The sequence below is a fragment of the Staphylococcus sp. HMSC072E01 genome (assembly GCF_001814125.1).
GTDB classification, from domain to species: domain Bacteria; phylum Bacillota; class Bacilli; order Staphylococcales; family Staphylococcaceae; genus Staphylococcus; species Staphylococcus hominis.
The window spans coordinates 391,316-418,188 of sequence record NZ_KV814962.1 but is presented as its reverse complement, the minus strand read 5'-3'; the positions used below and the strand labels follow the sequence as shown (position 1 = coordinate 418,188).

Here is a 26,873-nt window from a genome sequence, read left to right as displayed (position 1 = left end):
GAGAGTTGTCCTATGACACATGAAGATGCAAAAAAAGCAAAAGAATATGAAGAAAAATTAAAAGAACAAAAAGAAGAAAAAACTGATGATATTGAACAAACTAAACAAGACGTTCAAAATACATTAGACTAATTTTCTTATTTATGTCATCATTAATAGTAATTAATGAATAAGCCTGAGACATACAAGTTGTCTCAGGTATTTTTAATATACTGGCTATCGATGGCTGAGTTGGAAATAAATCTATCCTACTTACATTCATTATTTTTAGAACTAATTACATTTTAATTATTAAGTATGTAAACTGTTTAATTATAATTTATTTTTAATTAAATATAGATTAAAAGCATCTTGACATCTACTATTAAAAGTCATACATTTAAAATAAATAAAATATAAATGCACTAGGGGTGTATAGCACTGAGATGAGGCTTAACCTCAAACCCTTTGAACCTGATCTAGTTAAATACTAGCGTAGGAAAGTGTTAACTTAAATAAATCATGTTTTTAATAATCAATAACATTTTTATTTAAATTTACGCACAACTTTTCTACGAAGGGTTGTGCGTTTTTTTAGGAGGAACTATTTTATGTCTAAAGGTTTAAAGCTTTCAGAAATTCTAGTTACTGTGCTAATTGCTGTTATTTTTGCAATCATTTATAACTTATGGTGGTTGCCATATAATTTAGCTCAAGTAGCTGGTATACATCTAGAACAACTTACATACGGTATTTGGTTTATGGCTGCTATTGTAGCTTACTTAATTATTCCTAAACCAGGTATTGCATTAATTGCTGAATTTGCTGCTGGTGCAGGTGAAACTATTGTTATGGGGAAATTTGATATTCCTACTATAGTATATGCAATTTTACAAGGTCTAGCATGTGAAGTTGTGTTTGCTATCTTTAAATACAAATCACGTTCTTTAATGGTAGCAATGTTAGCTGGTTTAGTAACAGCATTAGTATCTTTCCCTGTAGATTATTTTTATGGCTATCTAAACGAAGTTGCGGGTTGGAACTTACTACTTTTCATCATTTTCCGTGCTATTAGTGGTATTGTACTGTCTGGTATACTCTCTTATTTAATTGTAAAAGCCTTAGATCAAACTGGAGTAACTAAATTATTCCGTCCTGCCTCTCAAAAAGATTACGACAACTTATAAGGGGAAATGATTGTGTTAAAAGTCAAAAATTTACGTCTAAAATATCCAAATGGCGATCGAAAAATTTTCGATAATCTAAATATAGAAATTAAAGATAAAGAAAAAGTGCTTTTACTAGGTCCTTCAGGATCTGGTAAAAGCACATTGCTTAATGTACTTAGTGGTATTGTTCCTAATCTTATAGAATTACCGATGAAATATGATGAACTAGACATTGATCCTAATTCGGGGGTTATTTTTCAAGACCCAGATACACAATTTTGTATGCCAAAAGTTTACGAAGAATTAGCTTTCGTCTTAGAAAATCAACAAGTGCCAAGAGAAGACATGGATGAACAAATTAAAAAAGCACTTGCGTCTGTAGATTTAGATGTGGATAATTCAACTTTCGTAAATAATTTAAGTGGTGGCATGAAACAAAAGCTTGCTATCGTCGAAACGATTTTACAGAAAGCTGATACACTCTTTTTAGATGAACCTACAGCTATGTTAGATGTACAAGCAACTGCTGACTTATGGCAACGACTCATTCAATTATGGACTGATCAAACGGTATTAATTGTAGAACATAAAGTGGAACATATTTGGCATCATGTAGATCGAGTCATATTAATGAACTATGATGGAGAAATTATAGCTGATAATACACCTGAATACATACTCAAACATTGTGAATCGTTACTTACTGAATTTGGCGTATGGCACCCTCATGCATGGGATTATGCACCTATACGAACAGATTTAACGCCACAGACTTCTAAAACACTTTTTAAATTTCAAAACGGACAAATAATTCGCAGTAAAAATACACTATTTGAAGTTTCAGAACTAAATATTCATCCTGGAGAATGGATTACAATTACTGGAAAAAATGGAGCTGGCAAAACTACTTTACTTGAATCTATGATGCAATTAGTGAAATACAACGGTACAATGTTTTATGAGAACCGATTACTGAAGAAAATTAAAGATGCTGCTCAAAATATGTACCTTGTATACCAAAATCCTGAACTTCAGTTTATTACTAATTCAGTTTATGACGAAATTAATATTCATTATAATCATCTTGATAAAGCAAAATCGAAAGAAGAAACTGAACATCTTTTGAAACTTTTACATTTAGAAAAAGTTAAACATCATCATCCTTTTGAAATATCTACAGGTCAGAAACGCCGATTGAGCGTAGCAACTGCTTTAAGTTCAAAAGCTGAAATTGTTTTATTAGATGAACCAACATTTGGACTTGATAGTCATAATACATTTCAATTGATTAAGCTGTTTGAAGAACGTGTAAAACAAGGACAAACTATCGTAATGGTGACGCATGACCCTGAAATTATTCATCGTTATCCAACACGTCGACTTGTCGTAGAAAATCATAAGCTTTTAGAAATGGCAGGTGAATCAAATGTTTGAACGTTGGAAAAAGCGTCATACACTTGTAGATGATGTAAATATTATTACGAAATTAATTCTTGGAGTTTTATTATTTATTTTTATCATTTTTGTGCATAATTTTGATTATATGATTTATATTACTTTATTGATGTTTATATTTTTATTATCTTTTAATGGTACAGCTTTTAAAGTCATTGCTGCATTTTTATCAGCAACCATTCTCTTTGCCTTGCTATCATCATTATTCATGATTTTATATGGTGATGGTACACATATGTTATTTGAATGGGGAATTATTCATATTAGTACTGAGAGCATTGTAAGAGGTCTTCACTTATCTTTAAGAACAATTACAGTTTCAATGTTCGGTGTGTTAATTGCATTAACATCACAAATTGTAATGATTTTCTATAGTTTAATGCAACATTTAAAAGTAAAACCTAAAATCGCCTATGCATTTATGGCTGCTATTCGTATGGTACCACTTATTTTCACATCATTTATCCAATTAAGACGTTCTTTAAAAATGCGTTACCAAATGATTGATGCTTCCAATTATCGTGGATTTAAACGTATAAAACACTTACTTATTCCAGTCTTAAGCCAAAACATACGTCGTGCACATCAATTATCAGTAGCTATGGAATCAAAAGGATTTAAAGATGGTCCTCGGACTTATTATTATAAAGCACCTTTCTCATACAAAGATATTCTTTTTGTTGGTATGACAATTGCTTTACTTATTATTGCTTTTTATTTATCTCAATATTTTCCAATCACTGGTATTAAAGATGCTCGTGTTTCAGAAATGTTAGAATAATATATATAACATAAAACAAACTAAAGTAAAGATTGAGTTCAAAGATAAAAACAGTTTCAAAAACACAGTAAATTAATTTTGCTAGTATATTAAGTACTAACATTATAAAATACCCATAGATGAATATCATCTATGGGTTATTATTTTTAGTTTATTTGAGCGCTTTGTTTCCAATATCTTTACGATAAAATAGTTGATCACTCTTAATTTTTTCTACATTTCCATAAGCATCTTTCTGTGCCTGTTGAATAGTTTTTCCTTTTCCAATGGATAATACAACTCGTCCGCCAGATGTAAGAAATGTATCATTTTCTTTTTTCAAACCACTAACGAAATAATGGTTATTTAATTCAAAGCCTGAAACCTCTGCACCTTTCTTATATGACCCAGGATAGCCTTTCGAAGCAAGCATTACCCCTACCACATAATCGTCAATCCATTGGAAACGAATAGGTTCTTTACGGTCTAAAGCAACGATTTGTGCCATCAAGTCACTTTCTAGACGACTTAATAATACTTGCGCTTCTGGATCACCAAATCGTGCATTAAATTCAATAACTTTAGGACCTTCCTTAGTTAAAATTGCGCCTATATAAAGTAAACCAAAATAGTCATAACCCTCTTCTTTTAACGCTCTAGCAATTGGTTGAGCAATATCTTTGTTTGTACGCTCTAAAACGTCATTTGAAATATGAGGAACAGGACAATAAGCGCCCATCCCACCAGTATTAGGACCTTCGTCATTATCATAGGCACGTTTATGATCTTGAGCAATACAGTCAAAAGGAACTGCATAATCACCATTAATGAATGTCATTAATGAGAATTCTTCTCCTTCAAGAAATTGTTCAAAGACAACTTTTCCATCTTCTTGTGGATATAGCACTTCTACCGCTTCAATTGCTTCATCTCGTGTATTAGCAATAATGACGCCTTTACCAGCAGCTAACCCATCCTTTTTGACTACAATAGGTAATTCGCATTCATTTACATAATTAAGTGCCTCAGTTTTATTGTCTATTTCTTTATAATCAGCAGTTGGAATATCATATTTTTCCATTAACCTTTTAGCAAAAGATTTAGAACCTTCAATTTGGGCTGCTTCTTTGTTAGGACCAAAAACTTTAACATGATTGTCTCTCAATTTATTAGATAAACCATCTATCAATGGTTGTTCTGGACCAATAATCACCCATTCTATGTGATGTTGGTGGACAAATTGTAAAATAGCCTCATGATCAGTTTCAGCAATTTCAGTGTGTACTTCGGCTAAATGAGTCATTGCATCATTTCCAGGAATAGCATAAAGTTTTTCAATAAGTGGCGACTGATGTAATTTTGATACTAATGCATGTTCACGACCGCCTGCACCTATAACTAAAACATTCATTTCTTTTCTCCCTCTATTCTCTCAATTATTTTAAATTAGTGTTTAAAATGACGCATACCAGTAGTAACCATAGCAATACCATGTTTGTTAGCCATATCAATCGAATCTTGGTCTTTAATTGAACCGCCTGGTTGAATAATAGCTTTAATACCATGTTTTGCAGCAAGTTCAACAGTATCATCCATTGGGAAGAATCCATCAGAAATCATTACTACATTGTCATTTATTTCAATTGCGCGCTCTAAAGCAATCTTAGCTGCACCTACTCTATTCATTTGTCCTGCACCAATTCCAACTGTCTGTTTATTATTACTTAAAATGATCGCATTACTTTTCACTGATGGAATAACTTTCCACCCTAAAAGCATTGCCTCCCACTGAGCATCGGTAGGTTCAACGTCTGTAACAACTTTCATTTCCTCTTTAGACACTTCATAATTATCTTTATCTTGAACCAAATATCCACCTGAGACTGAAACAAATTCTTCTTCACGATTATCAATTGTCATATCAATTTCTAATAAACGAATATTTTTCTTTTGAGTTAAAATATCTAAAGCTTCTTTATCAAATTTTGGTGCAATAACAACTTCTAAGAAAATAGAATGTAACGTTTCGGCTAAATCTTTGGTAACTGTTCTATTTAGTGCAATAATCCCCCCAAAGATAGACTGATTATCTGCATCATACGCATTTTTAAATGCGGTTTCAATATCAGTGCCAATACCTACACCACATGGATTCATGTGTTTAACTGCAACGGCAGCTGGTTCTTTAAATTTTTTCACTAATGCTAATGCTGAATCTGCATCTTTAATATTATTAAAACTCAATGCCTTACCATGCAATTGTTTAGCACCAGCAATAGTATGTTTACTATTAGAAGTACGAACAAAACGTGCTGATTGTTGAGGATTCTCACCATATCTTAATTCTTCACTATCTCCTTTGAAGAAACTTACAATTGCATGATCATATTCATTTGTATGTTCAAATACTTTAATCATTAATGACTTACGGTATGATTCATCGAGTCGATGTTCCTTAATTCGTTGAATGACTTCATTATAATCAGATGGATGGACAATAGTTGTTACATGTTTAAAATTTTTGGCTGCAGCACGTAACATGGTCGGACCACCAATATCGATATGTTCAATTGCATCATCTTCAGTTACATCTGGATTAGCTACAGTTTGTTGGAAAGGATATAAGTTGACCACAACCATATCAATTAAATCAATGTGTTGTTCTGATAATTGTTCTAAATGTTCAGGTTTATTACGATCTGCTAAAATACCACCGTGTACTGCTGGATGTAACGTTTTTACGCGACCATCCATAATTTCAGGGAATTGCGTCAACTCTGAGACAGATTTAACAGTTACATTTGCTTCTTCTAAAGCACGTTTTGTACCGCCCGTTGAATATAATTCATAATCTAATTGCGTTAATGATTTAGCAAATTCCACGACTCCACTTTTATTTGAAACACTAATAATTGCTTTTTTCATGATTAACTATGCTCCTTATTTAATAACTTTAGCTATTACACTTGGATAAAGTTCATATTCTAATTGTTTCACACGTTCTTCTAACGCTTCTTTTGTATCGTCCGGGTTTATATCACATTTTCGTTGTTCAATTATTTCTCCCGTATCCATTCCACTATCTACATAGTGAACTGTTGAACCTGTTTCCTTATCGCCACTATTAAATGCTTGACCAATTGCATCTTTCCCCTTGTACTTTGGTAATAATGAAGGGTGAATATTCAATATTTTACCTTCATAAGCATTTAATAAGTCCGGTCCCACTAATCTCATATAACCGGCTAAGATAATCCACTCCACCTCTTCGCTATGAAGAAGTTGAATTAATTTTTGTTCATATTCTCCTTTGTTTTCAAAGTTTTTAGGTTCATTAATATGAACCATCACTTTCAACTGTTTTGCACGCTCAATGCAATAAGCATCGTGATGATCTGTATACAAAGAAGTAATTTCTATATTATTAAGCTGCCCCTTATCAACTTTAGATACAATATTTTCGAAGTTACTTCCTGATCCAGAGGCAAATATAGCCACCTTAGTCATATCTATACCCCCTCAAGATAAATCGGTGCATCATTACTTTTAACAATTTCCCCTATTTGATATGCAGCAATATCTTGTTCTTTTAAGACATCAAGTGTTTTAGATACATCTTCTTTATTTACAATGACAGTATAGCCTATGCCCATATTAAAAACGTTATACATTTCACTCGTTTCAATGTCAGCTTGTTGTTGTAACCATTCAAATACTTTTGGTGTTGGGAAGGATTGTGTATCAATTTTAGCTGCTAACCCTTTAGGTAAGCCTCTAGGTATATTTTCATAAAATCCTCCACCAGTAATATGATTCATGCCTTTGATTTTAACTTTTTCTTTTAAAGTTAAAATAGGTTTCACATACAATTGAGTCGGAGCTAAAAATGTATCAAGATAAGTACTTCCATCAAATGAATCATTCAAATTAATTCCAGCTTCTTCAATTAACTTTCTCACTAAACTATATCCATTAGAATGAATACCATTAGAAGCTAAACCAATGATAATTTGTCCCTCTTCTACTTCAGATCCATCAATATATTCATCTTTTTCGACTGCTCCTACAGCAAAACCTGCTAAGTCATATTCTCCTTCGTGATACATCTCACCCATTTCGGCTGTTTCCCCACCAATAAGAGCAGTATGAGTAGCTTCACAACCATCACTCACACCTTTTACAATTTGCTCTATCACTTCCGGAACAACTTTATTTGTTGCTATATAATCTAAAAAATATAGTGGTTCTGCGCCCGTTGTAAGAATATCATTTACACACATGGCAACTGCATCAATACCAATCGTGTCATGCTTATTATGGTCAATGGCAAGCTTTAATTTTGTTCCTACGCCATCTGTACCAGAGACTAATACTGGCGTTTTCATATTAAGTTGGGATAAATCAAAAGTCGCACCAAACCCACCTAATCCACCAAGTACTTCTTTACGCATTGTACGTTGAACATGACTAGACATTCTTTCTACCGCTTCATAACCTGCATGAATATCAACACCTGATTGTTCATAAGCTTTAGACATGTATATTTCCCTCTCTATCAAAATAATGTTTATGATTATCAATATATTCTTTTTGACGTGTACTTAAATTATTTAAATAGTTTTCTTCATAGTCAAATAGACCTGCTGGATAATCTCCTGTAAAACTTTCTACACATAACCCACTATAAGGTGCATCAAAATCTAATCCAATTGATTCGATAAGACCCTCAACACTTAAATATGCAAGAGAATCTGCGCCAATATACTCACAAATTTCTTCTGGAGATTTATTAGCAGAAATCAATTCAGCAGTCGTAGATACATCAATTCCATAAAAGCTAGGGAACATAAATTCTGGAGAAGCTATACGTACATGTATTTTATTTGCTCCAGCATCTTTAAGCATTCTGACAATACGTTTACTTGTTGTTCCTCTTACAATAGAATCATCAACTAAAATAATGTCTTTACCTTCTACAATATCTTTCACTGCCGATAGCTTAACGCGCACCCCTTGTTCACGTAATTCTTGTGTAGGTTGAATAAAAGTTCGTGCGACATATTGGTTTTTTACAAGCCCCATTTCATAAGGTAATTGAATCTCTTCAGCATAGCCACTAGCTGCAGATAATGATGAGTTTGGAACACCGATAACCATATCTGCTTGAGCCGGACTTTCTTGAGCTAATTTTTTACCAGAAATTTTACGAACTGCATGCACATTTTTTCCAGCAATGGTTGAATCTGGACGCGCAAAGTAAATATATTCCATTGCTGAAATCGCTGTGTTAGTGTGACTTGTATATGATTTTACTTCAATACCATTATGATTAATGACAACATACTCTCCAGCATGAATATCTTGAACATATTCTGCTCCTAGCACATCTATGGCACATGTTTCACTAGCCAAAATGTATGTTCCATCTTGCATCTTACCAACTACTAGAGGACGAATCGCATTTGGATCAACAGCACCATACAAAGCGTCTTTAGTCAATATTGCGAAAGTAAATCCGCCTTTAATTTGTCGTAAGCTTTCTTTTAGTGCCTCTTCAAATGTAGGAGCTTTACTACGACGAATTAAATGCATAATCACTTCAGTATCAGAAGATGAATGAAAAATGGCGCCATGTGTTTCAAGGTATTGTCTTAAAGTTTGTGCATTAATTAAATTACCATTATGACAAATTGCGACACTCATATCGTAGAAATGATATAAAAATGGTTGAATGTTTTCGATACCTTTATTTCCTGATGTCGCATAACGAACATGTCCAATAGCATGGTTGCCATCTTTTAGTTTATTAAGTTGTGGTTCTTTAATGGCTTCAGTAAGTAAACCTAAACCACGTTCACCCTTTAGAGTATCTTCATCAGAAACTACAATCCCTGCACCTTCTTGCCCTCTATGTTGTAAACTATGCAATCCCATGTAAGTTAACTGAGCTGCTTCTGAATGATTCCAAATGCCAAAGACACCGCATTCTTCGTTTAATCCACTGTAGTTAAACATTCTGAAATAGCTCCTTCCCAAATTGCTTTAATATCTGAGACTTTTTCTGTAATTGTAGATGTAGTATTAGATACTTTAAATTCATCAACATCTGTTAATTCACCAATTTTAATAGCTCCATCGACATCAAGTGTTTGTCCTTCTTTGACTGCAACGACATAACGTCCTTGTGTTTCACTAAATAATTGTGCATCAGAGAGTTCTACTTTTGCTTCTAATCCTAAGTTATAATAAGCACTTATTTTAGCAAGCGTAATAAGTAAACCACCTTTACCTACAGTTTGTACATGAGAAGCAATTCCATTTCTAATAGATGTTTTTATTGCTTCGCCTTTTGCCACTTCATCACCTAAATCAATTTCTTCATACTCATGATTGACTTTACTATATAAAAGTTTTTCAATTTGACTTCCACCAAAGTCATTTCTTGTTTCCCCTACAAGATATAATGTATGTCCTGTTTCTGGATGAAAATCATTTAAATATTGAATATCTTCAATGAGTCCTACCATTCCTACTACTGGTGTAGGGAAAATAGAAGTTCCTCTAGTTTCGTTATATAAAGAAACGTTTCCTGATACTACTGGTGTTTTTAATACGTCACAAGCTTCTGCCATCCCTTTTGTAGAATCAATCAATTGTTGGTAAATGTCTTTCTTTTCTGGAGAACCATAATTTAAACAGTCTGTCATAGCTAATGGTGTTGCGCCTACAGCAATTAAATTTCTATAAGCTTCTGCCACAACCATTTTTCCACCTTCGTAAGGTTGATTAAATACATATCGAGCTTCACCATCAATGGTTGAAACAATAGCTTTATTTGTTCCTTCAACTCTTACTACAGATGATTGTAGTCCAGGTTTAATAATGGTATTAGCACCTACTTGTTGATCGTATTGCTCATATAAATAATGTTTTGAAGCAATTGTTGGATGCTTTAATAATTTCTTAAATACATCTTGTACATTGATCTCACTATAATCATTTTTTGAGGTATTATATTCTTTTTCTTCACCTTCTAAAATATAGACAGGTGCTTCATCAGCTAGTGCATCAACAGGAATATCTGCATATACCTCATCTTCGTATTTAAGAACGAAGCGGTCAGTATTCGTTACTTCACCAATTACTGCACTATCAAGTTCATGTTTATCAAATAAGTCCAAGAATTTTTGTTCTGTTCCCTTTTCAACAACAAGTAACATTCTTTCTTGGGTTTCAGATAACATCATTTCATATGGTGAGATTCCTGGTTCACGTGTTGGGACTTGATCTAAGTGCAGTACTAATCCACTACCGCCTTTAGCAGCCATTTCTGATGAAGAAGAGGTAAGACCTGCTGCTCCCATATCTTGGATACCTACAAGTTCATCAAAAGTGATTGCTTCAAGTGTGGCTTCCATTAATTTTTTACCTACAAAAGGGTCACCAATTTGTACTGAAGGTCGTTTACTTTCACTTTCTTCAGTTAATTCTTCAGATGCAAATGTGGCACCATGAATACCATCGCGTCCAGTTTTAAGGCCTACATAAATGACTGAATTTCCTTCACCTTTAGCAGTACCTTTTTGTACCATATCATGATCGATAACACCTACACACATTGCATTGACAAGTGGATTTCCATCGTAACGTTCATCGAATTCGATTTCTCCTGCTGTAGTTGGTATACCAATACAATTACCGTAACCACCAATACCACGGACAACACCTTTTAATAAACGTTGATTTTGTTTTACTGATAATTCACCGAATCGCAAACTATTTAGTAGGTTAATGGGTCTTGCTCCAATCGATACAATATCTCTGATGATACCTCCTACACCCGTAGCTGCACCTTGATAAGGTTCGATTGCTGAAGGATGATTGTGAGATTCTACTTTGAAAACCACCGCTTGATTATCACCAATATCTACAACTCCAGCACCTTCGCCTGGTCCCATAAGAACATGCTCACCAGTTGTCGGGAATTGCTTTAAGAAAGGTTTAGAATGTTTATAAGAGCAATGTTCACTCCACATGACTGAGAAAATACCTACTTCTGTAAAGTTAGGCTCTCTTCCTAAAATTTCACGTACCTTATTATATTCTTCATCACTTAAACCCATGTCTTGATATAGTTTTTCAAGTTTAATTTCTTCAATACTAGGTTCGATAAACTTAGACATTTTGTTCCCTCCAACTATTTACCATTGCTTCGAATAATTTGACACCACTGTCTGTACCAAGAAGTGTTTCAAGTGCTCTTTCAGGATGAGGCATCATTCCACATACATTGCCTGCTTTATTTACAATACCTGCAATATGTTCATGAGACCCATTCGGGTTATCTTCATATGTTAAAATAATTTGATTATTTTCAACTAATTTATTGTACATATCATCTGTACAATAATAATGTCCTTCTCCATGTGCTACAGGATAAACAACAATTTCATTTTCTCCATATAAATTAGTAAAAGGAGTTTGATTATTAACAATTTTCAGTTTTTCATTTCTGCTAATAAATAGATGTGAATCATTATGTAATAAGGCGCCGGGTAATAGTCCTATCTCAGTTAAAATCTGGAATCCATTACATACACCTAAAACGGGCTTACCTTCACTGGCAAAACGTTTCACTTCGCTAATAATTGGAGCGACACTTGCCATAGCCCCCGAACGTAAATAGTCACCAAATGAAAAACCACCTGGAATTAATACCCCGTCAAAACCTTTTAAAGATGTTTCACGATAATCTACATATTCAGCTTCTGCACCTATTTTAATAGCTGCATTATACATATCTCTATCACAGTTAGATCCTGGAAAAACGAGAACTGCAAATTTCATATTATGCATTCTCCTTTTCATCAACAATTTTATAACTATATTCTTCAATAACCGTATTAGCAAATAACTTTTCGCTTAATGTCGTAATAATATTATTTACTGCTTCCTCTGTAGCTTCATCAACAGTCATATATAATACTTTACCTACTCTAATGTCATTAACTTGTTTATAACCTAAGTCATGCACAGCGCGATTTAATGCTTGACCTTGTGTATCTAATACCTGTGGTTGTAATGTAATGTGAAGTTCAATTGTTTTCATTATTTTAGTTCCTCCAATTTATCCAAAAATGTTTGATACGTATCTATTAAAGAACCAGTATCGTTTCTATATACATCTTTATCGAAATTCGTATCTGAGTATTTATCCCAAATACGACAAGTATCTGGTGAAATTTCATCCGCTAATAAAATATCACCATTTTCTGTTTTTCCAAATTCAACTTTAAAATCTACTAATCTTAAATCCATTTCATTCATTAATTGAATTAATACTTTATTAATATTTTTAGCCATATCTTTTAATGTTTTAATTTCCTCATCATTAGCAATATGAAGTAATTTGACATGATCATCAGTAATCAAAGGATCATTTAAATCGTCATTTTTATAAAAGAACTCTACAAGTGGTTCATCAAATACTTGGCCTTTTTCAAAACCTAAACGTTTCGTAATAGAACCTGTTGCGATATTTCTTACAACTACTTCTAATGGTATAATCTTTACTTCTTTAACTAATTGCTCAGTTTCAGAAAGCTGTTTAATAAAATGACTTTCAATACCATGTTTATTTAAATATTCAAAAATAATTGAAGTAATTCGATTATTTAAACGTCCCTTCCCTTGCATCTTATCCTTTTTAGCGCCGTTACCTGCTGTGACTTCATCTTTGTATTCAACTCTCAACTGATGTACTGTTTCTGTTGAAAATACTCTTTTCGCTTTACCTTCATAACGTAATGACATTGATTATTCTCTCCCTTTAAATTGTTTCAACATTTCATTTTCAGTTTCATTAACATTATTTGTAAGAATGGTCATATGTCCCATTTTTCTATCTGGTTTTCGTTCTGTTTTTCCATAGATGTGGACATGCCATTCAGGATGATCTCCAAATTTATCTTCTAATAAGTCTAAATCGCGTCCTAATAAATTCATCATCACTGCTGGTTTTAAAATTTCTATCTCTTGAGGTAAATCTTGACCAGTTACTGCTAAAATGTGTGTATCAAATTGAGAATAATCACATGCTTCAATCGTATAATGTCCAGAGTTATGTGGTCTCGGTGCAATCTCATTTACATATAAGTGATTTGATTTATCAATAAAGAATTCCACGGTAAAAGTACCAACAAAGTGAACTTTTTCAATTATTTTATTTACTTCTTTTCTCGCTTCTTGTTCTTTATCGCATCTAGCTGGAATAATAGTTTTAAATAGTATTTGATTACGATGCTCATTTTCTTGTAGTGGGAAATAAGCAATTTGATTTTGATTACCAATCGTTACAGTTAAAGATACTTCTCGATCGAGATCTAAAAATTTTTCTGCCACACATTCATGTTTTGAAACAAGCACTTTAGCTTCTTCAATATTGGAATCATTTTTCACTAAAATTTGCCCTTTACCATCATATCCACCAAAACGTGTTTTTACGATAAATGGATAACTTAATGTTTCAATTGCTTGATTCAAATCTTTTTCATCTTTTAAAGATACATAAGGAACAATTTTTGTACCTGCAGATTCTAATGTTTGTTTTTCAGTTAAACGATCTTGTAATAATTCAATTGCTTGATAACTTTGGGGGATGTTAAATTGTTGAGTTAGTTGCTTAAGCTGTTGAGCAGATATATTTTCAAATTCATAAGTAATCACATCTGATTGTTGACCCAATTTATTTAAGGCTTCTTCATCATCATACTCTGCTGTGATAAAAACATCTGCTACTGATTTACATGGACTATCTGGATTAGGATCTAAACACGCTACATTAAAACCCATTTTTTGGGCAGATTGTGCCATCATCTTACCTAATTGTCCTCCACCAATAATACCAATCGTTGCTCCGAACTTTAATCTATTGAAGTTCATCTTGCATTTCGCCTACCTTATCTACTAAAGATTGTTCATATTGTTCAAGATGTTTACGAACTGAGTCATTTCCAATACTTAAAATTCTCGCTGCTAAAATACCAGCATTTTTAGCTCCAGATTTACCGATTGCCGTTGTAGCAACAGGAATTCCACCGGGCATTTGAACAATAGATAATAGTGAATCTATTCCTTTTAAACTTTTAGATTCAATAGGTACACCGATAACAGGTAACGTTGTCATTGAAGCAACCATTCCAGGTAAATGTGCTGCACCACCAGCGCCAGCAATAATAACATCATAACCATTTGTACGTGCTTCACTTGCAAAATCAAACATTAATTTTGGCGTACGATGTGCTGACACTACTTTCTTTTCATATGGTATTTCAAATTGTTCTAACATTGCACAACTTTCTTGCATAATCTTCCAGTCTGAGGAACTACCCATAATGACTGCTACTTTCACTTTGTACACCCTTTCAAAGTTTAAAATATAAATCTTATTAGTTGTATATTACACGTATAGCATACCAAGTATAAAATTTAATTTCAATCAAAAATCGAACTTTATTCGTGTTTTTTAACTTAATTTACGTTTTTCAGTTAAAATTTGACGTTTTTATACCTTTAAAGTTAATCTATAGACAGATATTTAATAAACAAGGAGGAATTTTTTGTGGTTGCAAAAATTTTAGATGGGAAACATATTGCAAAAGATTATAGACAAGGGTTGCAAGACCAAGTTCAAACTTTAAAAGGAAAGGGATATACACCAAAATTATCCGTTATTTTAGTTGGGAATGATGGCGCAAGTCAAAGCTATGTTAATTCTAAAAAGAAAGCTGCTGAAAAAATAGGGATGATATCTGAAATTATCCATTTAGCTGAAGATACTTCTGAAGAAGACGTATTAAAAGAACTAGATCGTTTAAATAATGATGATTCGGTAAGTGGCATTTTAGTCCAAGTACCCCTACCTAAACAGGTTAGCGAACAAAAAATTTTAGAGGCAATTAATCCAGAAAAAGACGTTGATGGTTTCCATCCATCAAACATTGGTAAATTATACATTGATGAACAGACGTTTGTCCCTTGTACGCCATTAGGAATTATGGAAATTTTAAAACATGCAGATATTGATTTAGAAGGTAAAAATGCTGTCGTAATTGGCCGAAGTCACATTGTAGGTCAACCTGTATCTAAGTTATTATTACAAGCAAATGCGACAGTAACGATCTTACATTCACGTACTAAAGATATGCATAGTCATTTAAAAAATGCAGATGTAATCGTCAGTGCAGTAGGTAAACCTGGATTAGTTACTAAAGACGATGTAAAAGAAGGCGCAGTGATTGTGGATGTAGGTAATACTCCTGATGAAAATGGTAAATTAAAAGGTGATGTGGAATTTGAAGAAGTAAAAGAAATTGCGGGTGCTATTACTCCAGTACCAGGCGGTGTAGGTCCTTTAACCATTACTATGGTTTTAAATAATACATTATTAGCTGAAAAAATGCGTAGAGGCATTGAATAATTTAAATTCAAGCGTTTATTATAAAAAAAGAGAGCGACATAATTTCACATTAATTATGCCGCTCTCTTTTTTCAATAATATATTACATTTATACTGACACACTTAATTTTGGAACAAATGTTTCATAATGAATATGTTCTTGGTTTACGCCTATTTCTTTTAATACTTCAATCACTGATTGAATAAATTTAGCACTTCCACAAACATATACTTCACTATCATTATTCACATAATTTTCAAGCGTTTCTTTAGTTAAATAACCTTTAGCTTGTCTATCATATAACTCATATTTCGCTTTGTCGTAGCGTTTTGAAATATCTCTTAAATGAGAAGTGAATGGTGTATCATTAACGTCTCCAGTTACTTGAATAAACTGTGCATGACTTCCATTTTCAGCTACTTCATCAAACATTGAAACAAGTGGTGTGACACCAATACCCGCACCAATAAACAATTGTGGTTGTTCTTGATTAACCACACCAAATGGACCTACTGGAGCTGATAAGTTAATATCATTTCCTTCTTTTAATTCATCATGTAAAATAGTTGAAACTTCACCTTCATGGTCTGTAGATACATCACGTTTGACAGCAAAAGTTAAATGATTGTTATCACCACTAACAATTGAATAGTGACGTTTTGCACGATAAGGCATTTTTTCACTGCTTACATCAACTGTAATATATTCTCCTGGTGTAAATTGACTTAAATCATATTGATCTGATACTACCGTAAAGGCTTTAATATCAGATGAAAGTTGGTCAATTTTTTCAATTTTAAATGGTTGGAAACCTTCCCATAACATTTTACTATAAATATCTTTTTCAACTTGAATAAATACATCAGCAATTTCTTGATATGCTTTTTTCCAAGTTTGAATAATAGGATGACTATCTTCTAATCCTAAAACAGCTTTAATTGCTTCAATTAAGTTTTCTCCTACGATATCGTATCCAGCTGGTGGTACTTGTAACGCACAATGTTTATATGCAATTTCTTTAACAACTGGCAAAATATTTTCTAAATGCTCAATATTAACTGCAGCTGCTAATACACTTTGAGCTAAAGCAGTAGATTGGAAACCTTTTTGTTGGTTAGTTTGGTTAAACATATTTTTTAACTCTGGATGTTGTTGGAACATTCTATTGTAAAAATAAGAAGTAATCTCTGTTCCTCTTTCTTGTAATACTGGAACAGTTTCTTTTACAATTCCTTTTTCTTGTTCTGTTAACATTCAAATCCACTCCTACTTAAAATAATATGTGTAAAATATATTTATTTACCACAAATATATTTTAGTACGATATTTATTATAATGTAATATAAATTCTTTTAAATTCACAGAACTTTCATTTTACATAAATTTAATATTTATTTATCTTAAGTTCATTTAAATTTAATCTTGAATAAGCTATATTAAGACTATAGTATGATGTTAAAAATCAGAAATTAAAGTATAGTTAAATTATTCAAATAACTTATTACATTCGGAGGTTAACGTAATGAATAAACTCATACAATCTCTTTCAGCTCTCGGTGTCTCCGCTACTCTTGTGACACCCAATTTAAGTGCAGAAGCTACTTCAAATCATACTCCACAGCTTAAAGGAGTAAATGATATTGTTATTGAAAAAGGTCAAGATTATAATGTATTAAATGGAATTAGCGCCTACGATAAAGAAGATGGCGATTTAACACATAAAATTACAGTTGATGGTCATGTAGATACGTCAAAAGTAGGTACATATGAAGTAAGATATAATGTCATCGACTCAGAGGGAGCCGAAGAATCATCAACACGTTACATAAAAGTTAAATAAATGTGTCAATTTTCTGAAAAAGACGAGATAAACATCTTGTCTTTTTTATTTAATTTCTATTGTAAACGCTAGAATTGATAATGTTTCTCAAATGTAATGAATAATTTTCTATTTTTGACATTTTTCACAGAATAGACACATAATTTTAACAAACCTTACATTCCCCGTCATTCCTATTGTTACTAGTTTTTTCCTATTTATTATTGTAATTTTTTTCTAATAAGGTCTTGTAAATATCGCGTAATGAACTAAAATTAATGGTAAGCCCTACATTTGTAGTATTAGGAGGTCAAAAAAGTGTCAAAATTTAAGTCGTTGCTTCTTATGTTTGGCACACTAATTTTACTTAGTGGTTGTTCAAACTTAGAAGTGTTTAATGCAAAAGGGCCAGTAGCAAGTAGTCAGAAGTTCTTGATTATTTACTCAATCATCTTCATGCTTGTTATTGTTGCTGTTGTACTTACTATGTTCGCTGTTTTTATTTTCAAGTATAGTTACAATAAAAATGACGAATCTGGTAAGATGCACCACAATTCTTTAATTGAAACAATTTGGTTTGTGGTACCAATCTTAATCGTAATTGCTTTAGCTATTCCAACAGTTAAAACATTATACGATTACGAGAAACCACCTGAAAGTAAAGAAGACCCAATAGTTGTCTATGCAGTTAGTGCCGGATATAAATGGTTCTTTGCTTATCCAGAACAAAAGGTTGAAACAGTGAATACATTAACTATTCCTAAAAACCGTCCAGTTGTATTTAAATTACAAGCTATGGATACAATGACTAGTTTCTGGATTCCTCAATTAGGTGGTCAAAAATATGCCATGACTGGCATGACAATGAATTGGACTTTAAAAGCCGATCAAACTGGTACATTCAGAGGACGTAACTCTAACTTTAATGGTGAAGGTTTCTCTCGCCAAACATTTAAAGTTCACTCTGTAGACCAAAAAGATTTCGATGCTTGGGTTAAAGATGCTAAAAGTAAAAAAACTATTAGCCAAGATGAGTTTGATAAACAACTCTTACCAAGTACTCCAAATAAAGAATTAACATTTAATGGTACTCACATGGCATTCGTCGATCCTGCAGCTGATCCAGAGTATATCTTCTATGCATATAAACGTTACAATTATACTCAAAAAGATCCTAACTTCGTTGCTGAAAAAGATCTTTATAAAGATGTAACAGATAAACCTCAAAAACCAGCTCGTAAGGTAACAGTTACTAATGTCAACTATCCTCGTCATGGTATGAAGCCAATGATTTTAGGCAACAATGACCCTTACGATAGTGAGTTTAAAGATGAAGAAACTCACAACGCTAAGGAAATGGAAAAAATCAATAAAGGAGCTAAAGACGAGAATGCGTCTAAAGCAGATAATGATCATGGAGGTGAACATTAATGAATTTTCCATGGGATCAATTACTCGTTAAAGGTAACTGGATGATTACAATGGCACAAATCGGCGCGCCATTCCTAATTATTGGTTTAATTGCGGTAATTACTTATTTCAAGTTATGGAAATATCTATACAAAGAATGGTTCACATCCGTAGACCATAAAAAAATCGGTTTAATGTACTTAATTAGTGCAGTATTAATGTTCGTTCGTGGTGGTATTGATGCGTTATTACTTCGTACTCAATTAGCTATTCCTGATAATACTTTCTTGGAATCAAATCACTATAATGAAATTTTTAGTACGCACGGCGTTATTATGATTATCTTTATGGCTATGCCATTCATTTTTGGATTATGGAATGTTGTTGTTCCATTACAAATTGGGGCTCGTGATGTGGCATTCCCTGTAATGAACAACATCAGTTTCTGGTTATTCTTTGTTGGTATGATTTTATTTAACCTATCATTTATCGTAGGTGGATCACCAGCAGCTGGTTGGACAAACTATGCTCCACTAGCAGGAGAATTTAGTCCTGGTCCAGGAGTTAACTACTACTTAGTAGCAATTCAAATTTCAGGTATCGGTACTTTAATGACAGGTATTAACTTCTTTGTAACAATACTTAGATGTAAAACGCCTACTATGAAATTTATGCAAATGCCTATGTTTACTGTAACTACTTTTATTACGACATTAATCATAATTTTAGCATTCCCAGTATTCACAGTTGTTCTTGCTTTAATGACAGCTGATAGAGTATTCGGAACTCATTTCTTTACAGTAGCAGATGGCGGTATGCCAATGTTATGGGCAAACTTCTTCTGGGTATGGGGGCACCCTGAAGTTTATATTGTTATCTTGCCTGCATTTGGTATTTTTTCAGAAATTATTCCAACATTTGCTCGTAAACGTTTATTCGGTCACCAAAGTATGGTGTGGGCAACTGCTGGTATCGCGTTCTTAAGTTTCTTAGTTTGGGTTCACCATTTCTTCACAATGGGTAATGGTGCTTTAATTAACTCATTCTTCTCAATCTCAACGATGTTAATCGGTGTACCTACCGGAGTTAAATTATTTAACTGGTTATTAACATTATATAAAGGACGTATTACTTTTGAATCACCAATGTTATTCTCATTAGCCTTTATCCCTAACTTCTTATTAGGTGGGGTTACTGGTGTAATGTTAGCAATGGCATCAGCTGACTATCAATATCACAACACTTATTTCTTAATAGCGCATTTCCACTATACATTGGTTACCGGTGTAGTATTTGCCTGCCTAGCTGGCTTAATCTTCTGGTATCCTAAGATGATGGGTTATAAATTAAATGAAAAATTAAATAAATGGGCATTCTGGTTATTCATGATTGGATTTAACGTATGTTTCTTACCACAATTCATTCTTGGATTAGACGGTATGCCACGTCGTTTATACACTTATATGCCATCTGATGGTTGGTGGTTATTAAACTTCATTTCAACTATCGGTGCATTAATGATGGCAGTCGGCTTCCTATTCTTAGTAGTAAGCATTATCTACAGCCACATTAAATCTCCACGTGAAGCAACTGGAGATAACTGGGATGGTTTAGGTCGTACTTTAGAGTGGTCAACAGCTTCAGCTATTCCACCTAAATACAACTTCGCAATCACTCCAGATTGGAATGACTATGATACATTTGTTGATATGAAAGAACATGGTCGTCATTTCTTAGACAACCATAACTACAAAGACATTCATATGCCTAATAACACGCATACTGGTGTATTTATGGGTATATTCATGTTAGTTGGTGGTTTCTTCTTAATCTTCCAATCTATCATTCCATTCCTAATTTGTGTAGCTGGTATCTTCGGAACTATGATTTATCAAAGTTTTGTACAAGATCACGGTTATCATATTCCAGCTTCTGAAGTTGCTGAAAACGAAGCACGTTTAAGAGAAGCACGTATTAAAGAAAGGGAGGCTGTAGGTCATGAGTCATGATACAAACACTATTGATTCACGTACGCATGAAGGTCAATTGAATAAGCTTGGCTTCTGGATTTTCCTTACAGCCGAATTTGCATTATTCGGTACCCTATTTGCAACGTTATTAACGTTGCAACATGGGGGCAGTTACGGTGGTAAAATGACAACTGAATTGTTTGAATTACCACTTGTCCTAATTATGACATTTGCCTTATTAATCAGTTCTTATACTTGTGGTATTGCAATTTACTACTTACGTAAAGAAGAAAAAGGCAAAATGATGTTTTGGATGATTTTAACAGTAATCCTTGGCTTAATATTTGTCGGATTCGAAATTTATGAATTTGCACATTATGCTTCTGAAGGTGTAACACCTAAAGTTGGCTCTTATTGGTCAAGTTTCTTCATCTTATTAGGTACACATGGTGCCCATGTTTCGTTAGGTATCGTTTGGATTATTTGTTTATTAATCCAAGTTGCAACACGTGGATTAAATAAATTTAATGCTCCAAAATTATTTATAGTAAGTTTATACTGGCACTTCTTAGATGTTGTATGGATCTTCATCTTTACTGCCGTATATATGATAGGGATGGTGTATAGCGGATGAATACAATCGTAAAACATACAGTTGGCTTTATTGCTTCAATCGTTTTAACGTTATTAGCAGTTTTTGTAACTCTATACACAAACATGACATTCCATGCTAAAACAACAATTATCTTTGGTTTTGCTTTCATTCAAGCTGCATTACAATTATTAATGTTCATGCACTTAACTGAAGGTAAAGATGGACGTGTACAATCTGCCAAAGTTATATTTGCGATTATTATTACTTTAATCACAGTTATTGGTACTTATTGGGTTATGCAAGGTGGCCATTCTAGTCACTTATAATTCAATTTCTACCTTACTTAAAAAGAAAGCCTGTACGAGTTTTTTAACTTGTACAGGCTTTTTGTTTTGTTTATATTAATGACTTCTTTGTGTATGATAGATATAAGAAAAAGTAAAAATCTTTGGAGGGGTATTCATGTCATTACCTATTATTATTGATACTGATCCAGGTATAGATGATGCAGCAGCAATCGCTCTTGCATTATCTCATACAAAATTTGATGTCAAAATGATTTCTACTGTAAATGGAAATGTAGGTGTTGAGAAAACCACAGCGAATGCTTTAAAATTAAAAGCCTTTTTCAATAGTGAGGTCCCTATACATAGAGGAGCTTCTCAACCATTAATAAGTGAAATACAAGATGCTAGTCATATTCATGGAGAAAGTGGTATGGATGGCTATCAATTCCCTACAATTTCTACTTCAGATTTAGCATCTTCTCATGCTATAGAAGCTATGAATGAGATATTAAGTCATTCTAATGAACCTATTACTCTTGTAACTTTAGGCCCTTTAACAAATATAGCACTACTTTTTAATACGTATCCTGAATGCAAAAACTATGTTAAAGAAATTATTATGATGGGGGGTAGTACTGGAAGAGGTAATGTTACTCCCCTTGCTGAATTTAATATTTATTGTGATCCTGAAGCAGCCCATATCGTTTTTAATGCTGGTTTGCCTTTAACGATGATTGGATTAGATTTAGCGCGTCAATCATTATTTACTCATTCTTATTTAGACACTCTTAAAGATGAAAACAAAACGACACAAATGTTGTATCATATTTTCCAACATTATCGTGGTGAAGATTTTAAAGAAGGAATAAAATTATATGATGCATTTACGATCCTTTATTTACTTGATCCTAAGAGTTACGAAATTAAAGAAGCAGATGTGCAAATTGAATTACAAGGAGCACTAACTCGTGGTGCTACTGTAGTTGATTTTGAATCTTCCTATCCTAATTGTTCCGTAGTCGTATCAAGCATAAATGAACATTATAAAACAATATTTTTAAATACTTTAAAAAATTAAAGGTCGAAACAATTAATGTTCCGACCTTTAATTTTACTCTTATTGATAATAAGAGTGTTGATTTAGTATTTTATGATAAATATATGAGATTCGCTTTTCATTTGTTACTTTAGAATTATCACCTATATTTGAAGCAAGTACGATGACATAATGTTGATTGAAATAGACAGTAAATATTTGTCCATAGAACACACCATTAATTCTGTTATATTGCGGTGTAACATAAAATCCATATCGATAAGATTCAGGATATGCTGTTGTTCCTAATTGCTGAGTCAGTGGTATTGACACTGATTCACTAAAAATATTATTATTTTTAAAATTATTTACTAAATGAGCCATATCATATGTTGTCATATATAAATTACCCGCTCCATAATATTGATCTAATATATTTGGTTTCATAGCAGTTAATTTACCGTCAATCATTTTATATCCAGTAGCCATATGTTTTTTATATGGTTTTTCATTAAAAAAAGCACTATGTTGTAAACTAAATGGTTGTGCTAAATCATCATAATAATTTGCAGCATAGGATTTATGTGTAACTACTTCTATTACTTGAGCAAGCACTAAGTAATTAGCATCATTATATAAGTGTTTATGATAAAATTTTTCATCAATTCCCCTTGCTTGTATTGCATGTACTGCACTATCAAGACTTTTAGTTTTAGGAGAAGCTTCAAATTTATATAGTCCACTTCTATGTAACATTAGATCTTTTAAAGTTATATTTTTTGTCGTTTTAAACCAAGGTAAATATTTAGTGACAGGATCATTTATATTCACTTTATTTTCATTTTCTAATTTTTTTAGAATTAATCCAGTTGTAAATTTCTGTGCGGAACCAATTAAATACATTGTATTTGGTGAGTTTTTAGTTTTATGCTGAAAATTTTGATAACCGTATCCTTTATTCAACTTTAATTTATCATTTTCAAGAACTGTAACTGCCCCATTAAAATGAATTGCTTTTAAATATTCATCAATATTTTTGATATGTGGTTCTTCGACTTCAATTGTCTTTAAATGTGGCACTTTCGATACATGATAATCTCTTTTTTGTAAATACGTTTTATTATCATTTACTTTGTTATATTCTGTATCTTTATGATTTGTTTTATATACTTTCATTAAGAATATGATGAATAATGTTACTAAGATGATTAAAACTATGGTTAATGTTATTATTTCTATTCTTTTTTTCATTTGCTGCCTCATTACAATTTAATAAAAATAATTAACTCTACACTATTTTATTAAATTATTATTCTTTCAATAAATTATATTATATATTATTTTCACTAAAATATCATCTTTAATATATCTTACTCCGACTATTTTTTCCATCATTCTTTAGCCCGATAAAGTAAGTTTTCAAGCCTGCTTCATTGTAAATAAAAGTTTTTAAACATTATCTTTTTATATTAAAATTAAGTTGTAATTTTAGCCAATTAGTAATACAATTTATGGCTATGGGAGTAATAATTATTATTCTTTTATATTAAAATGGTATGATTAAATTATTATCTTATTTTTTTAATAAATACGTATAGGAGCACATAATTATGAATCGTTTTTTAAAATATTTTATGATGCTATTAACATTATTACTTATTGTTGTTCCTGTCATTTTTATTGTCAATTTATATCATCATTCTGAGAATGCTTTGCAATCTTCATATAATAAATCTGATGCAAAACGTCATTCTACTTTAAGAAATAGCAAAATGAATCCTTCTAAAAACGCTATCTCAATATTGTTTCTTGGGATAGACGATAATGAAGGTAGACGTAAAAATGGTCAAACAACTGAACATTCAAGAACTGATTCAATGATTTTAGCAACACTTAATCCCAATAAACAGCAAATCCGTTTATTAAGTATTCCTCGTGATACAATCAGTTATATTCCTAAAGTAGGTTATTACGATAAAATCACACACGCACATGCCTATGGAGGTCCTATTGCTGCTATGGATACTGTTGAAGCCACACTTAATATCCCTGTCGACTATTATGTTCGAATTAATATGGATGCCTTTGTTCAAGCGGTAGATAAATTAGGTGGTATTTATTACGATGTACCTTATGATTTAGATGAACCTAACACAGATGATACTGGAAGAATCAAGGTTAAAAAAGGGTATCACAAATTAAATGGTGATGAAGCTTTGGCTGTAGCACGCACGCGTCATCACGATTCAGATTTAAAACGTGGCGAGAGACAAATGGATTTAATCAAAATTTTATTTCAGAAAGCAAAAAATTTAGATTCATATGACAGACTAGATGAACTCGTTCAAATAGTAGGTGAAAATGCTAAACATAACCTAACAACAGAAGAAATTAAATCTATAGCTTCAATTTATTTATCTGATAATATAGACTTTAAAAAGTCTCAACTTAAAGGTGACAATGATTATTTAAATGGTATCTACTATTATAATCCTAGCATTAAGAGTATATTAAAATATTCAAATTTATTGCGTTCTGATTTAGGACTATCTAAAATAACAGATAAGAATGATTTATTGGATGAAAGAGTCATTAATTATTATGGCAATCTAGTACCGTTAACACCTATTGATTCGTTTCTTTTAGAAAATAATCAAAAAGATACCACAACAGATGAAAACTCTATTCAGAGTAATGATACTAACCCTTCTACGCAATCACAATCAGAACAAAATCCATCTGATAGTACTATGGATCAACAAAATCAAATGAGTAATCAAGTCAATAGCAACAATTCAGACAACTCAAACGACTTCAACAATCAAAATGAAATAAATCAATTATATTAATTTGAGAGGAGTACGTAGAATGTCACGCAAAACATATGAAAAAATTGCTAATATTAACGGCATGTTTAACGTATTAGAACAACAAATTATTCATAATCAAGACATGGCTTTATTCAGAAGTGAATTCTTTTATGTTAATCATGAACATCGTGAAAACTATGAGGCATTATTAGTATACTATGGTGAGAATTCAGTGAATCCAATTGTAAATGGCGCTTGTTACATTGTTGCTTTACCTGAAATTTTTAATAAAGTAGATGTATTTGAATCTGATTTACCCTTTTCTTGGGTATATGATGAAAATGGAATTACGGAAACAATGCAAAGCATTAGTATTCCTTTGCAATATTTAATTGCAGCCGCTTTAGAGGTTACAGACGTCAATCTTTTTAGGCCTTCAGGTTTCACTATGGGGATGAATAACTGGAACATCGCACAATTAAGGATCTTTTGGCAATATTGCGCAATTGTTCGCCAAGAAGCATTATAATTTATTACTCCTTTTTACTTTTTAGTAAAAGGAGTTTTTCTTTTTCTATATCTAAATAATATAAAATGATTGAATTTATTTAATTTAAGAAAGTAGGTAAATGTCACATGTTTAAAGAAGTAATTAATCAATCTATGCTTTCTGATTGTTTTGAAATTAGAAAGTCAGTTTTTGTAGAAGAGCAAGGGATTCCATTAGAAAGCGAATTAGATATATTTGAAAATACTTCTACTCATATTATTGGATATTACAACGATCATCCATTTGCTTGTGCACGATTTCGTCCATATGAAGATGGTATAAAAGTAGAACGTGTAGCAATTTTAAAACCTTATCGCAATAAAGGGTTCGGTAAAACATTAATGAACACGATTGAAAGTATTGCAAAACGAAAACATCATCATAAACTTATTTTAAACGCACAACTACAAGTTAAACCATTCTATGAAAAACTAGGTTATATTAGTATTGGTCTTCCTTTTCAAGAAGAAAATATTGCTCATATTAAAATGTATAAAATAATTTAAATGATATTTTTCGATACTTAAATTTCAATGACAACAGCTAGATATTTATAAGAACAAAATTAAATTTAG

27 protein-coding genes and 1 riboswitch are annotated in these 26,873 nt (G+C 32.2%); of the genes, 14 read left to right on the top strand and 13 right to left on the bottom strand.

What is annotated here, in order from left to right; all coding sequences use genetic code 11:
• Positions 1-12 precede the first annotated feature (12 nt).
• From graF to HMPREF2953_RS03980, 4 genes are all read left to right on the top strand, one after another.
• Positions 13-132, top strand: a complete 120-nt coding sequence (gene graF, locus HMPREF2953_RS11565) for a glycopeptide resistance-associated protein GraF (RefSeq protein ID WP_002448238.1) — start codon at positions 13-15, stop codon at positions 130-132.
• Between the two features lie 264 nt (positions 133-396).
• Positions 397-498: riboswitch (TPP riboswitch) on the top strand.
• A 92-nt stretch (positions 499-590) separates the two neighbouring features.
• Complete coding sequence (locus tag HMPREF2953_RS03990; protein WP_002448226.1) at positions 591-1,166, top strand: ECF transporter S component; 576 nt, start codon at positions 591-593, stop codon at positions 1,164-1,166.
• A gap of 12 nt (positions 1,167-1,178) precedes the next feature.
• Positions 1,179-2,582 (top strand): ABC transporter ATP-binding protein, encoded by a 1,404-nt coding sequence (locus HMPREF2953_RS03985; RefSeq protein WP_002455502.1) that lies wholly within the window; start codon positions 1,179-1,181, stop codon positions 2,580-2,582.
• Positions 2,575-3,384: an energy-coupling factor transporter transmembrane component T family protein gene (locus HMPREF2953_RS03980; protein WP_049335398.1), complete on the top strand. Its 810-nt coding sequence runs from the start codon at positions 2,575-2,577 to the stop codon at positions 3,382-3,384. Before HMPREF2953_RS03985 ends, HMPREF2953_RS03980 begins: the two co-directional genes overlap by 8 nt.
• A gap of 151 nt (positions 3,385-3,535) precedes the next feature.
• On the opposite strand, the gene purD is transcribed toward HMPREF2953_RS03980, so the two are convergent.
• The 11 genes from purD to purE are packed head-to-tail and all read right to left on the bottom strand — an operon-like array spanning position 3,536 to position 14,773.
• Positions 3,536-4,774, bottom strand: coding sequence for a phosphoribosylamine--glycine ligase (purD, locus tag HMPREF2953_RS03975; RefSeq protein ID WP_070671940.1), 1,239 nt, complete (start codon positions 4,772-4,774; stop codon positions 3,536-3,538).
• A 35-nt stretch (positions 4,775-4,809) separates the two neighbouring features.
• Positions 4,810-6,288: a bifunctional phosphoribosylaminoimidazolecarboxamide formyltransferase/IMP cyclohydrolase gene (gene purH, locus HMPREF2953_RS03970; RefSeq protein ID WP_049335396.1), complete on the bottom strand. Its 1,479-nt coding sequence runs from the start codon at positions 6,286-6,288 to the stop codon at positions 4,810-4,812.
• A gap of 15 nt (positions 6,289-6,303) precedes the next feature.
• Positions 6,304-6,870, bottom strand: a complete 567-nt coding sequence (purN, locus tag HMPREF2953_RS03965) for a phosphoribosylglycinamide formyltransferase (protein ID WP_070671938.1) — start codon at positions 6,868-6,870, stop codon at positions 6,304-6,306.
• Positions 6,871-6,872: 2 nt separating this feature from the next.
• Positions 6,873-7,901 (bottom strand): phosphoribosylformylglycinamidine cyclo-ligase, encoded by a 1,029-nt coding sequence (purM, locus tag HMPREF2953_RS03960; RefSeq protein ID WP_070671937.1) that lies wholly within the window; start codon positions 7,899-7,901, stop codon positions 6,873-6,875.
• On the bottom strand, positions 7,894-9,378 hold the full coding sequence (gene purF / locus HMPREF2953_RS03955) for an amidophosphoribosyltransferase (protein ID WP_049335477.1): 1,485 nt from the start codon (positions 9,376-9,378) through the stop codon (positions 7,894-7,896). The genes purM and purF overlap by 8 nt, the downstream gene beginning before the upstream one ends.
• Complete coding sequence (purL, locus tag HMPREF2953_RS03950; RefSeq protein WP_070671934.1) at positions 9,357-11,546, bottom strand: phosphoribosylformylglycinamidine synthase subunit PurL; 2,190 nt, start codon at positions 11,544-11,546, stop codon at positions 9,357-9,359. Before purL ends, purF begins: the two co-directional genes overlap by 22 nt.
• On the bottom strand, positions 11,539-12,210 hold the full coding sequence (gene purQ / locus HMPREF2953_RS03945; RefSeq protein WP_070671933.1) for a phosphoribosylformylglycinamidine synthase subunit PurQ: 672 nt from the start codon (positions 12,208-12,210) through the stop codon (positions 11,539-11,541). The genes purL and purQ overlap by 8 nt, the downstream gene beginning before the upstream one ends.
• Before the next feature lies 1 nt (position 12,211).
• Positions 12,212-12,472, bottom strand: coding sequence for a phosphoribosylformylglycinamidine synthase subunit PurS (purS, locus tag HMPREF2953_RS03940; RefSeq protein WP_048682723.1), 261 nt, complete (start codon positions 12,470-12,472; stop codon positions 12,212-12,214).
• Complete coding sequence (gene purC / locus HMPREF2953_RS03935) at positions 12,472-13,176, bottom strand: phosphoribosylaminoimidazolesuccinocarboxamide synthase (protein WP_070671931.1); 705 nt, start codon at positions 13,174-13,176, stop codon at positions 12,472-12,474. The genes purS and purC overlap by 1 nt, the downstream gene beginning before the upstream one ends.
• 3 nt (positions 13,177-13,179) lie before the next feature.
• Positions 13,180-14,304 carry a 5-(carboxyamino)imidazole ribonucleotide synthase gene (purK, locus tag HMPREF2953_RS03930; protein WP_070671929.1) on the bottom strand — a complete coding sequence of 375 codons (1,125 nt, stop codon included), beginning with the start codon at positions 14,302-14,304 and terminating at the stop codon, positions 13,180-13,182.
• Positions 14,291-14,773, bottom strand: a complete 483-nt coding sequence (gene purE, locus HMPREF2953_RS03925) for a 5-(carboxyamino)imidazole ribonucleotide mutase (protein ID WP_070671927.1) — start codon at positions 14,771-14,773, stop codon at positions 14,291-14,293. Before purE ends, purK begins: the two co-directional genes overlap by 14 nt.
• A gap of 210 nt (positions 14,774-14,983) precedes the next feature.
• Between purE and folD the strand changes: the two genes are divergently transcribed.
• Positions 14,984-15,841: a bifunctional methylenetetrahydrofolate dehydrogenase/methenyltetrahydrofolate cyclohydrolase FolD gene (gene folD, locus HMPREF2953_RS03920; RefSeq protein ID WP_049335387.1), complete on the top strand. Its 858-nt coding sequence runs from the start codon at positions 14,984-14,986 to the stop codon at positions 15,839-15,841.
• 88 nt (positions 15,842-15,929) lie between these two features.
• Here the strand turns inward: folD and HMPREF2953_RS03915 are convergent, their stop codons facing one another.
• Positions 15,930-17,075: a globin domain-containing protein gene (locus tag HMPREF2953_RS03915; RefSeq protein ID WP_070671925.1), complete on the bottom strand. Its 1,146-nt coding sequence runs from the start codon at positions 17,073-17,075 to the stop codon at positions 15,930-15,932.
• A gap of 268 nt (positions 17,076-17,343) precedes the next feature.
• On the opposite strand from HMPREF2953_RS03915, the gene HMPREF2953_RS03910 reads away from it, so the two are divergent.
• The 6 genes from HMPREF2953_RS03910 to rihC all read left to right on the top strand — a co-directional run bounded on the left by HMPREF2953_RS03910 (position 17,344) and on the right by rihC (position 22,980).
• Positions 17,344-17,661: a DUF5011 domain-containing protein gene (locus HMPREF2953_RS03910; protein WP_070671922.1), complete on the top strand. Its 318-nt coding sequence runs from the start codon at positions 17,344-17,346 to the stop codon at positions 17,659-17,661.
• A gap of 297 nt (positions 17,662-17,958) precedes the next feature.
• Positions 17,959-19,071, top strand: coding sequence for a cytochrome aa3 quinol oxidase subunit II (gene qoxA, locus HMPREF2953_RS03905; protein ID WP_070671920.1), 1,113 nt, complete (start codon positions 17,959-17,961; stop codon positions 19,069-19,071).
• Positions 19,071-21,059, top strand: coding sequence for a cytochrome aa3 quinol oxidase subunit I (gene qoxB / locus HMPREF2953_RS03900; protein WP_070671918.1), 1,989 nt, complete (start codon positions 19,071-19,073; stop codon positions 21,057-21,059). The genes qoxA and qoxB overlap by 1 nt, the downstream gene beginning before the upstream one ends.
• A complete protein-coding gene (gene qoxC, locus HMPREF2953_RS03895; RefSeq protein WP_002448120.1) occupies positions 21,049-21,654 on the top strand; it encodes a cytochrome aa3 quinol oxidase subunit III in 606 nt (201 codons plus the stop codon). The genes qoxB and qoxC overlap by 11 nt, the downstream gene beginning before the upstream one ends.
• On the top strand, positions 21,651-21,941 hold the full coding sequence (qoxD, locus tag HMPREF2953_RS03890) for a cytochrome aa3 quinol oxidase subunit IV (RefSeq protein ID WP_049335379.1): 291 nt from the start codon (positions 21,651-21,653) through the stop codon (positions 21,939-21,941). The genes qoxC and qoxD overlap by 4 nt, the downstream gene beginning before the upstream one ends.
• 136 nt (positions 21,942-22,077) lie before the next feature.
• Positions 22,078-22,980 (top strand): ribonucleoside hydrolase RihC, encoded by a 903-nt coding sequence (gene rihC, locus HMPREF2953_RS03885; RefSeq protein ID WP_070671916.1) that lies wholly within the window; start codon positions 22,078-22,080, stop codon positions 22,978-22,980.
• A gap of 39 nt (positions 22,981-23,019) precedes the next feature.
• Here the strand turns inward: rihC and HMPREF2953_RS03880 are convergent, their stop codons facing one another.
• Positions 23,020-24,189 (bottom strand): serine hydrolase domain-containing protein, encoded by a 1,170-nt coding sequence (locus HMPREF2953_RS03880; protein WP_070671914.1) that lies wholly within the window; start codon positions 24,187-24,189, stop codon positions 23,020-23,022.
• A 359-nt stretch (positions 24,190-24,548) separates the two neighbouring features.
• Between HMPREF2953_RS03880 and HMPREF2953_RS03875 the strand changes: the two genes are divergently transcribed.
• From HMPREF2953_RS03875 to HMPREF2953_RS03865, 3 genes are all read left to right on the top strand, one after another.
• Complete coding sequence (locus HMPREF2953_RS03875; protein ID WP_070671912.1) at positions 24,549-25,787, top strand: LCP family protein; 1,239 nt, start codon at positions 24,549-24,551, stop codon at positions 25,785-25,787.
• A gap of 19 nt (positions 25,788-25,806) precedes the next feature.
• On the top strand, positions 25,807-26,277 hold the full coding sequence (locus HMPREF2953_RS03870; RefSeq protein WP_070671910.1) for a DUF2538 family protein: 471 nt from the start codon (positions 25,807-25,809) through the stop codon (positions 26,275-26,277).
• 107 nt (positions 26,278-26,384) lie between these two features.
• Positions 26,385-26,804, top strand: a complete 420-nt coding sequence (locus HMPREF2953_RS03865; RefSeq protein ID WP_049335372.1) for a GNAT family N-acetyltransferase — start codon at positions 26,385-26,387, stop codon at positions 26,802-26,804.
• Positions 26,805-26,873: the final 69 nt, after the last annotated feature.

Excerpts from the sequence above, each read along its gene's own strand:
- HMPREF2953_RS03980 (WP_049335398.1), top strand. The coding sequence starts at position 2,575 with ATGTTTGAACGTTGGAAAAAGCGTCATACACTTGTAGATGATGTAAAT.
- HMPREF2953_RS03875 (WP_070671912.1), top strand. The coding sequence starts at position 24,549 with ATGAATCGTTTTTTAAAATATTTTATGATGCTATTAACATTATTACTT.
- qoxC (WP_002448120.1), top strand. The coding sequence starts at position 21,049 with ATGAGTCATGATACAAACACTATTGATTCACGTACGCATGAAGGTCAA.
- qoxB (WP_070671918.1), top strand. The coding sequence starts at position 19,071 with ATGAATTTTCCATGGGATCAATTACTCGTTAAAGGTAACTGGATGATT.
- HMPREF2953_RS03865 (WP_049335372.1), top strand. The coding sequence starts at position 26,385 with ATGTTTAAAGAAGTAATTAATCAATCTATGCTTTCTGATTGTTTTGAA.
- purD (WP_070671940.1), bottom strand. The coding sequence starts at position 4,774 with ATGAATGTTTTAGTTATAGGTGCAGGCGGTCGTGAACATGCATTAGTA.
- HMPREF2953_RS03915 (WP_070671925.1), bottom strand. The coding sequence starts at position 17,075 with ATGTTAACAGAACAAGAAAAAGGAATTGTAAAAGAAACTGTTCCAGTA.
- purH (WP_049335396.1), bottom strand. The coding sequence starts at position 6,288 with ATGAAAAAAGCAATTATTAGTGTTTCAAATAAAAGTGGAGTCGTGGAA.
- HMPREF2953_RS03990 (WP_002448226.1), top strand. The coding sequence starts at position 591 with ATGTCTAAAGGTTTAAAGCTTTCAGAAATTCTAGTTACTGTGCTAATT.
- purM (WP_070671937.1), bottom strand. The coding sequence starts at position 7,901 with ATGTCTAAAGCTTATGAACAATCAGGTGTTGATATTCATGCAGGTTAT.
- HMPREF2953_RS03880 (WP_070671914.1), bottom strand. The coding sequence starts at position 24,189 with ATGAAAAAAAGAATAGAAATAATAACATTAACCATAGTTTTAATCATC.
- purF (WP_049335477.1), bottom strand. The coding sequence starts at position 9,378 with ATGTTTAACTACAGTGGATTAAACGAAGAATGCGGTGTCTTTGGCATT.
- qoxD (WP_049335379.1), top strand. The coding sequence starts at position 21,651 with ATGAATACAATCGTAAAACATACAGTTGGCTTTATTGCTTCAATCGTT.
- HMPREF2953_RS03870 (WP_070671910.1), top strand. The coding sequence starts at position 25,807 with ATGTCACGCAAAACATATGAAAAAATTGCTAATATTAACGGCATGTTT.
- purS (WP_048682723.1), bottom strand. The coding sequence starts at position 12,472 with ATGAAAACAATTGAACTTCACATTACATTACAACCACAGGTATTAGAT.
- purL (WP_070671934.1), bottom strand. The coding sequence starts at position 11,546 with ATGTCTAAGTTTATCGAACCTAGTATTGAAGAAATTAAACTTGAAAAA.
- purK (WP_070671929.1), bottom strand. The coding sequence starts at position 14,304 with ATGAACTTCAATAGATTAAAGTTCGGAGCAACGATTGGTATTATTGGT.
- purQ (WP_070671933.1), bottom strand. The coding sequence starts at position 12,210 with ATGAAATTTGCAGTTCTCGTTTTTCCAGGATCTAACTGTGATAGAGAT.
- purN (WP_070671938.1), bottom strand. The coding sequence starts at position 6,870 with ATGACTAAGGTGGCTATATTTGCCTCTGGATCAGGAAGTAACTTCGAA.
- graF (WP_002448238.1), top strand. The coding sequence starts at position 13 with ATGACACATGAAGATGCAAAAAAAGCAAAAGAATATGAAGAAAAATTA.
- rihC (WP_070671916.1), top strand. The coding sequence starts at position 22,078 with ATGTCATTACCTATTATTATTGATACTGATCCAGGTATAGATGATGCA.
- HMPREF2953_RS03910 (WP_070671922.1), top strand. The coding sequence starts at position 17,344 with ATGAATAAACTCATACAATCTCTTTCAGCTCTCGGTGTCTCCGCTACT.
- purC (WP_070671931.1), bottom strand. The coding sequence starts at position 13,176 with ATGTCATTACGTTATGAAGGTAAAGCGAAAAGAGTATTTTCAACAGAA.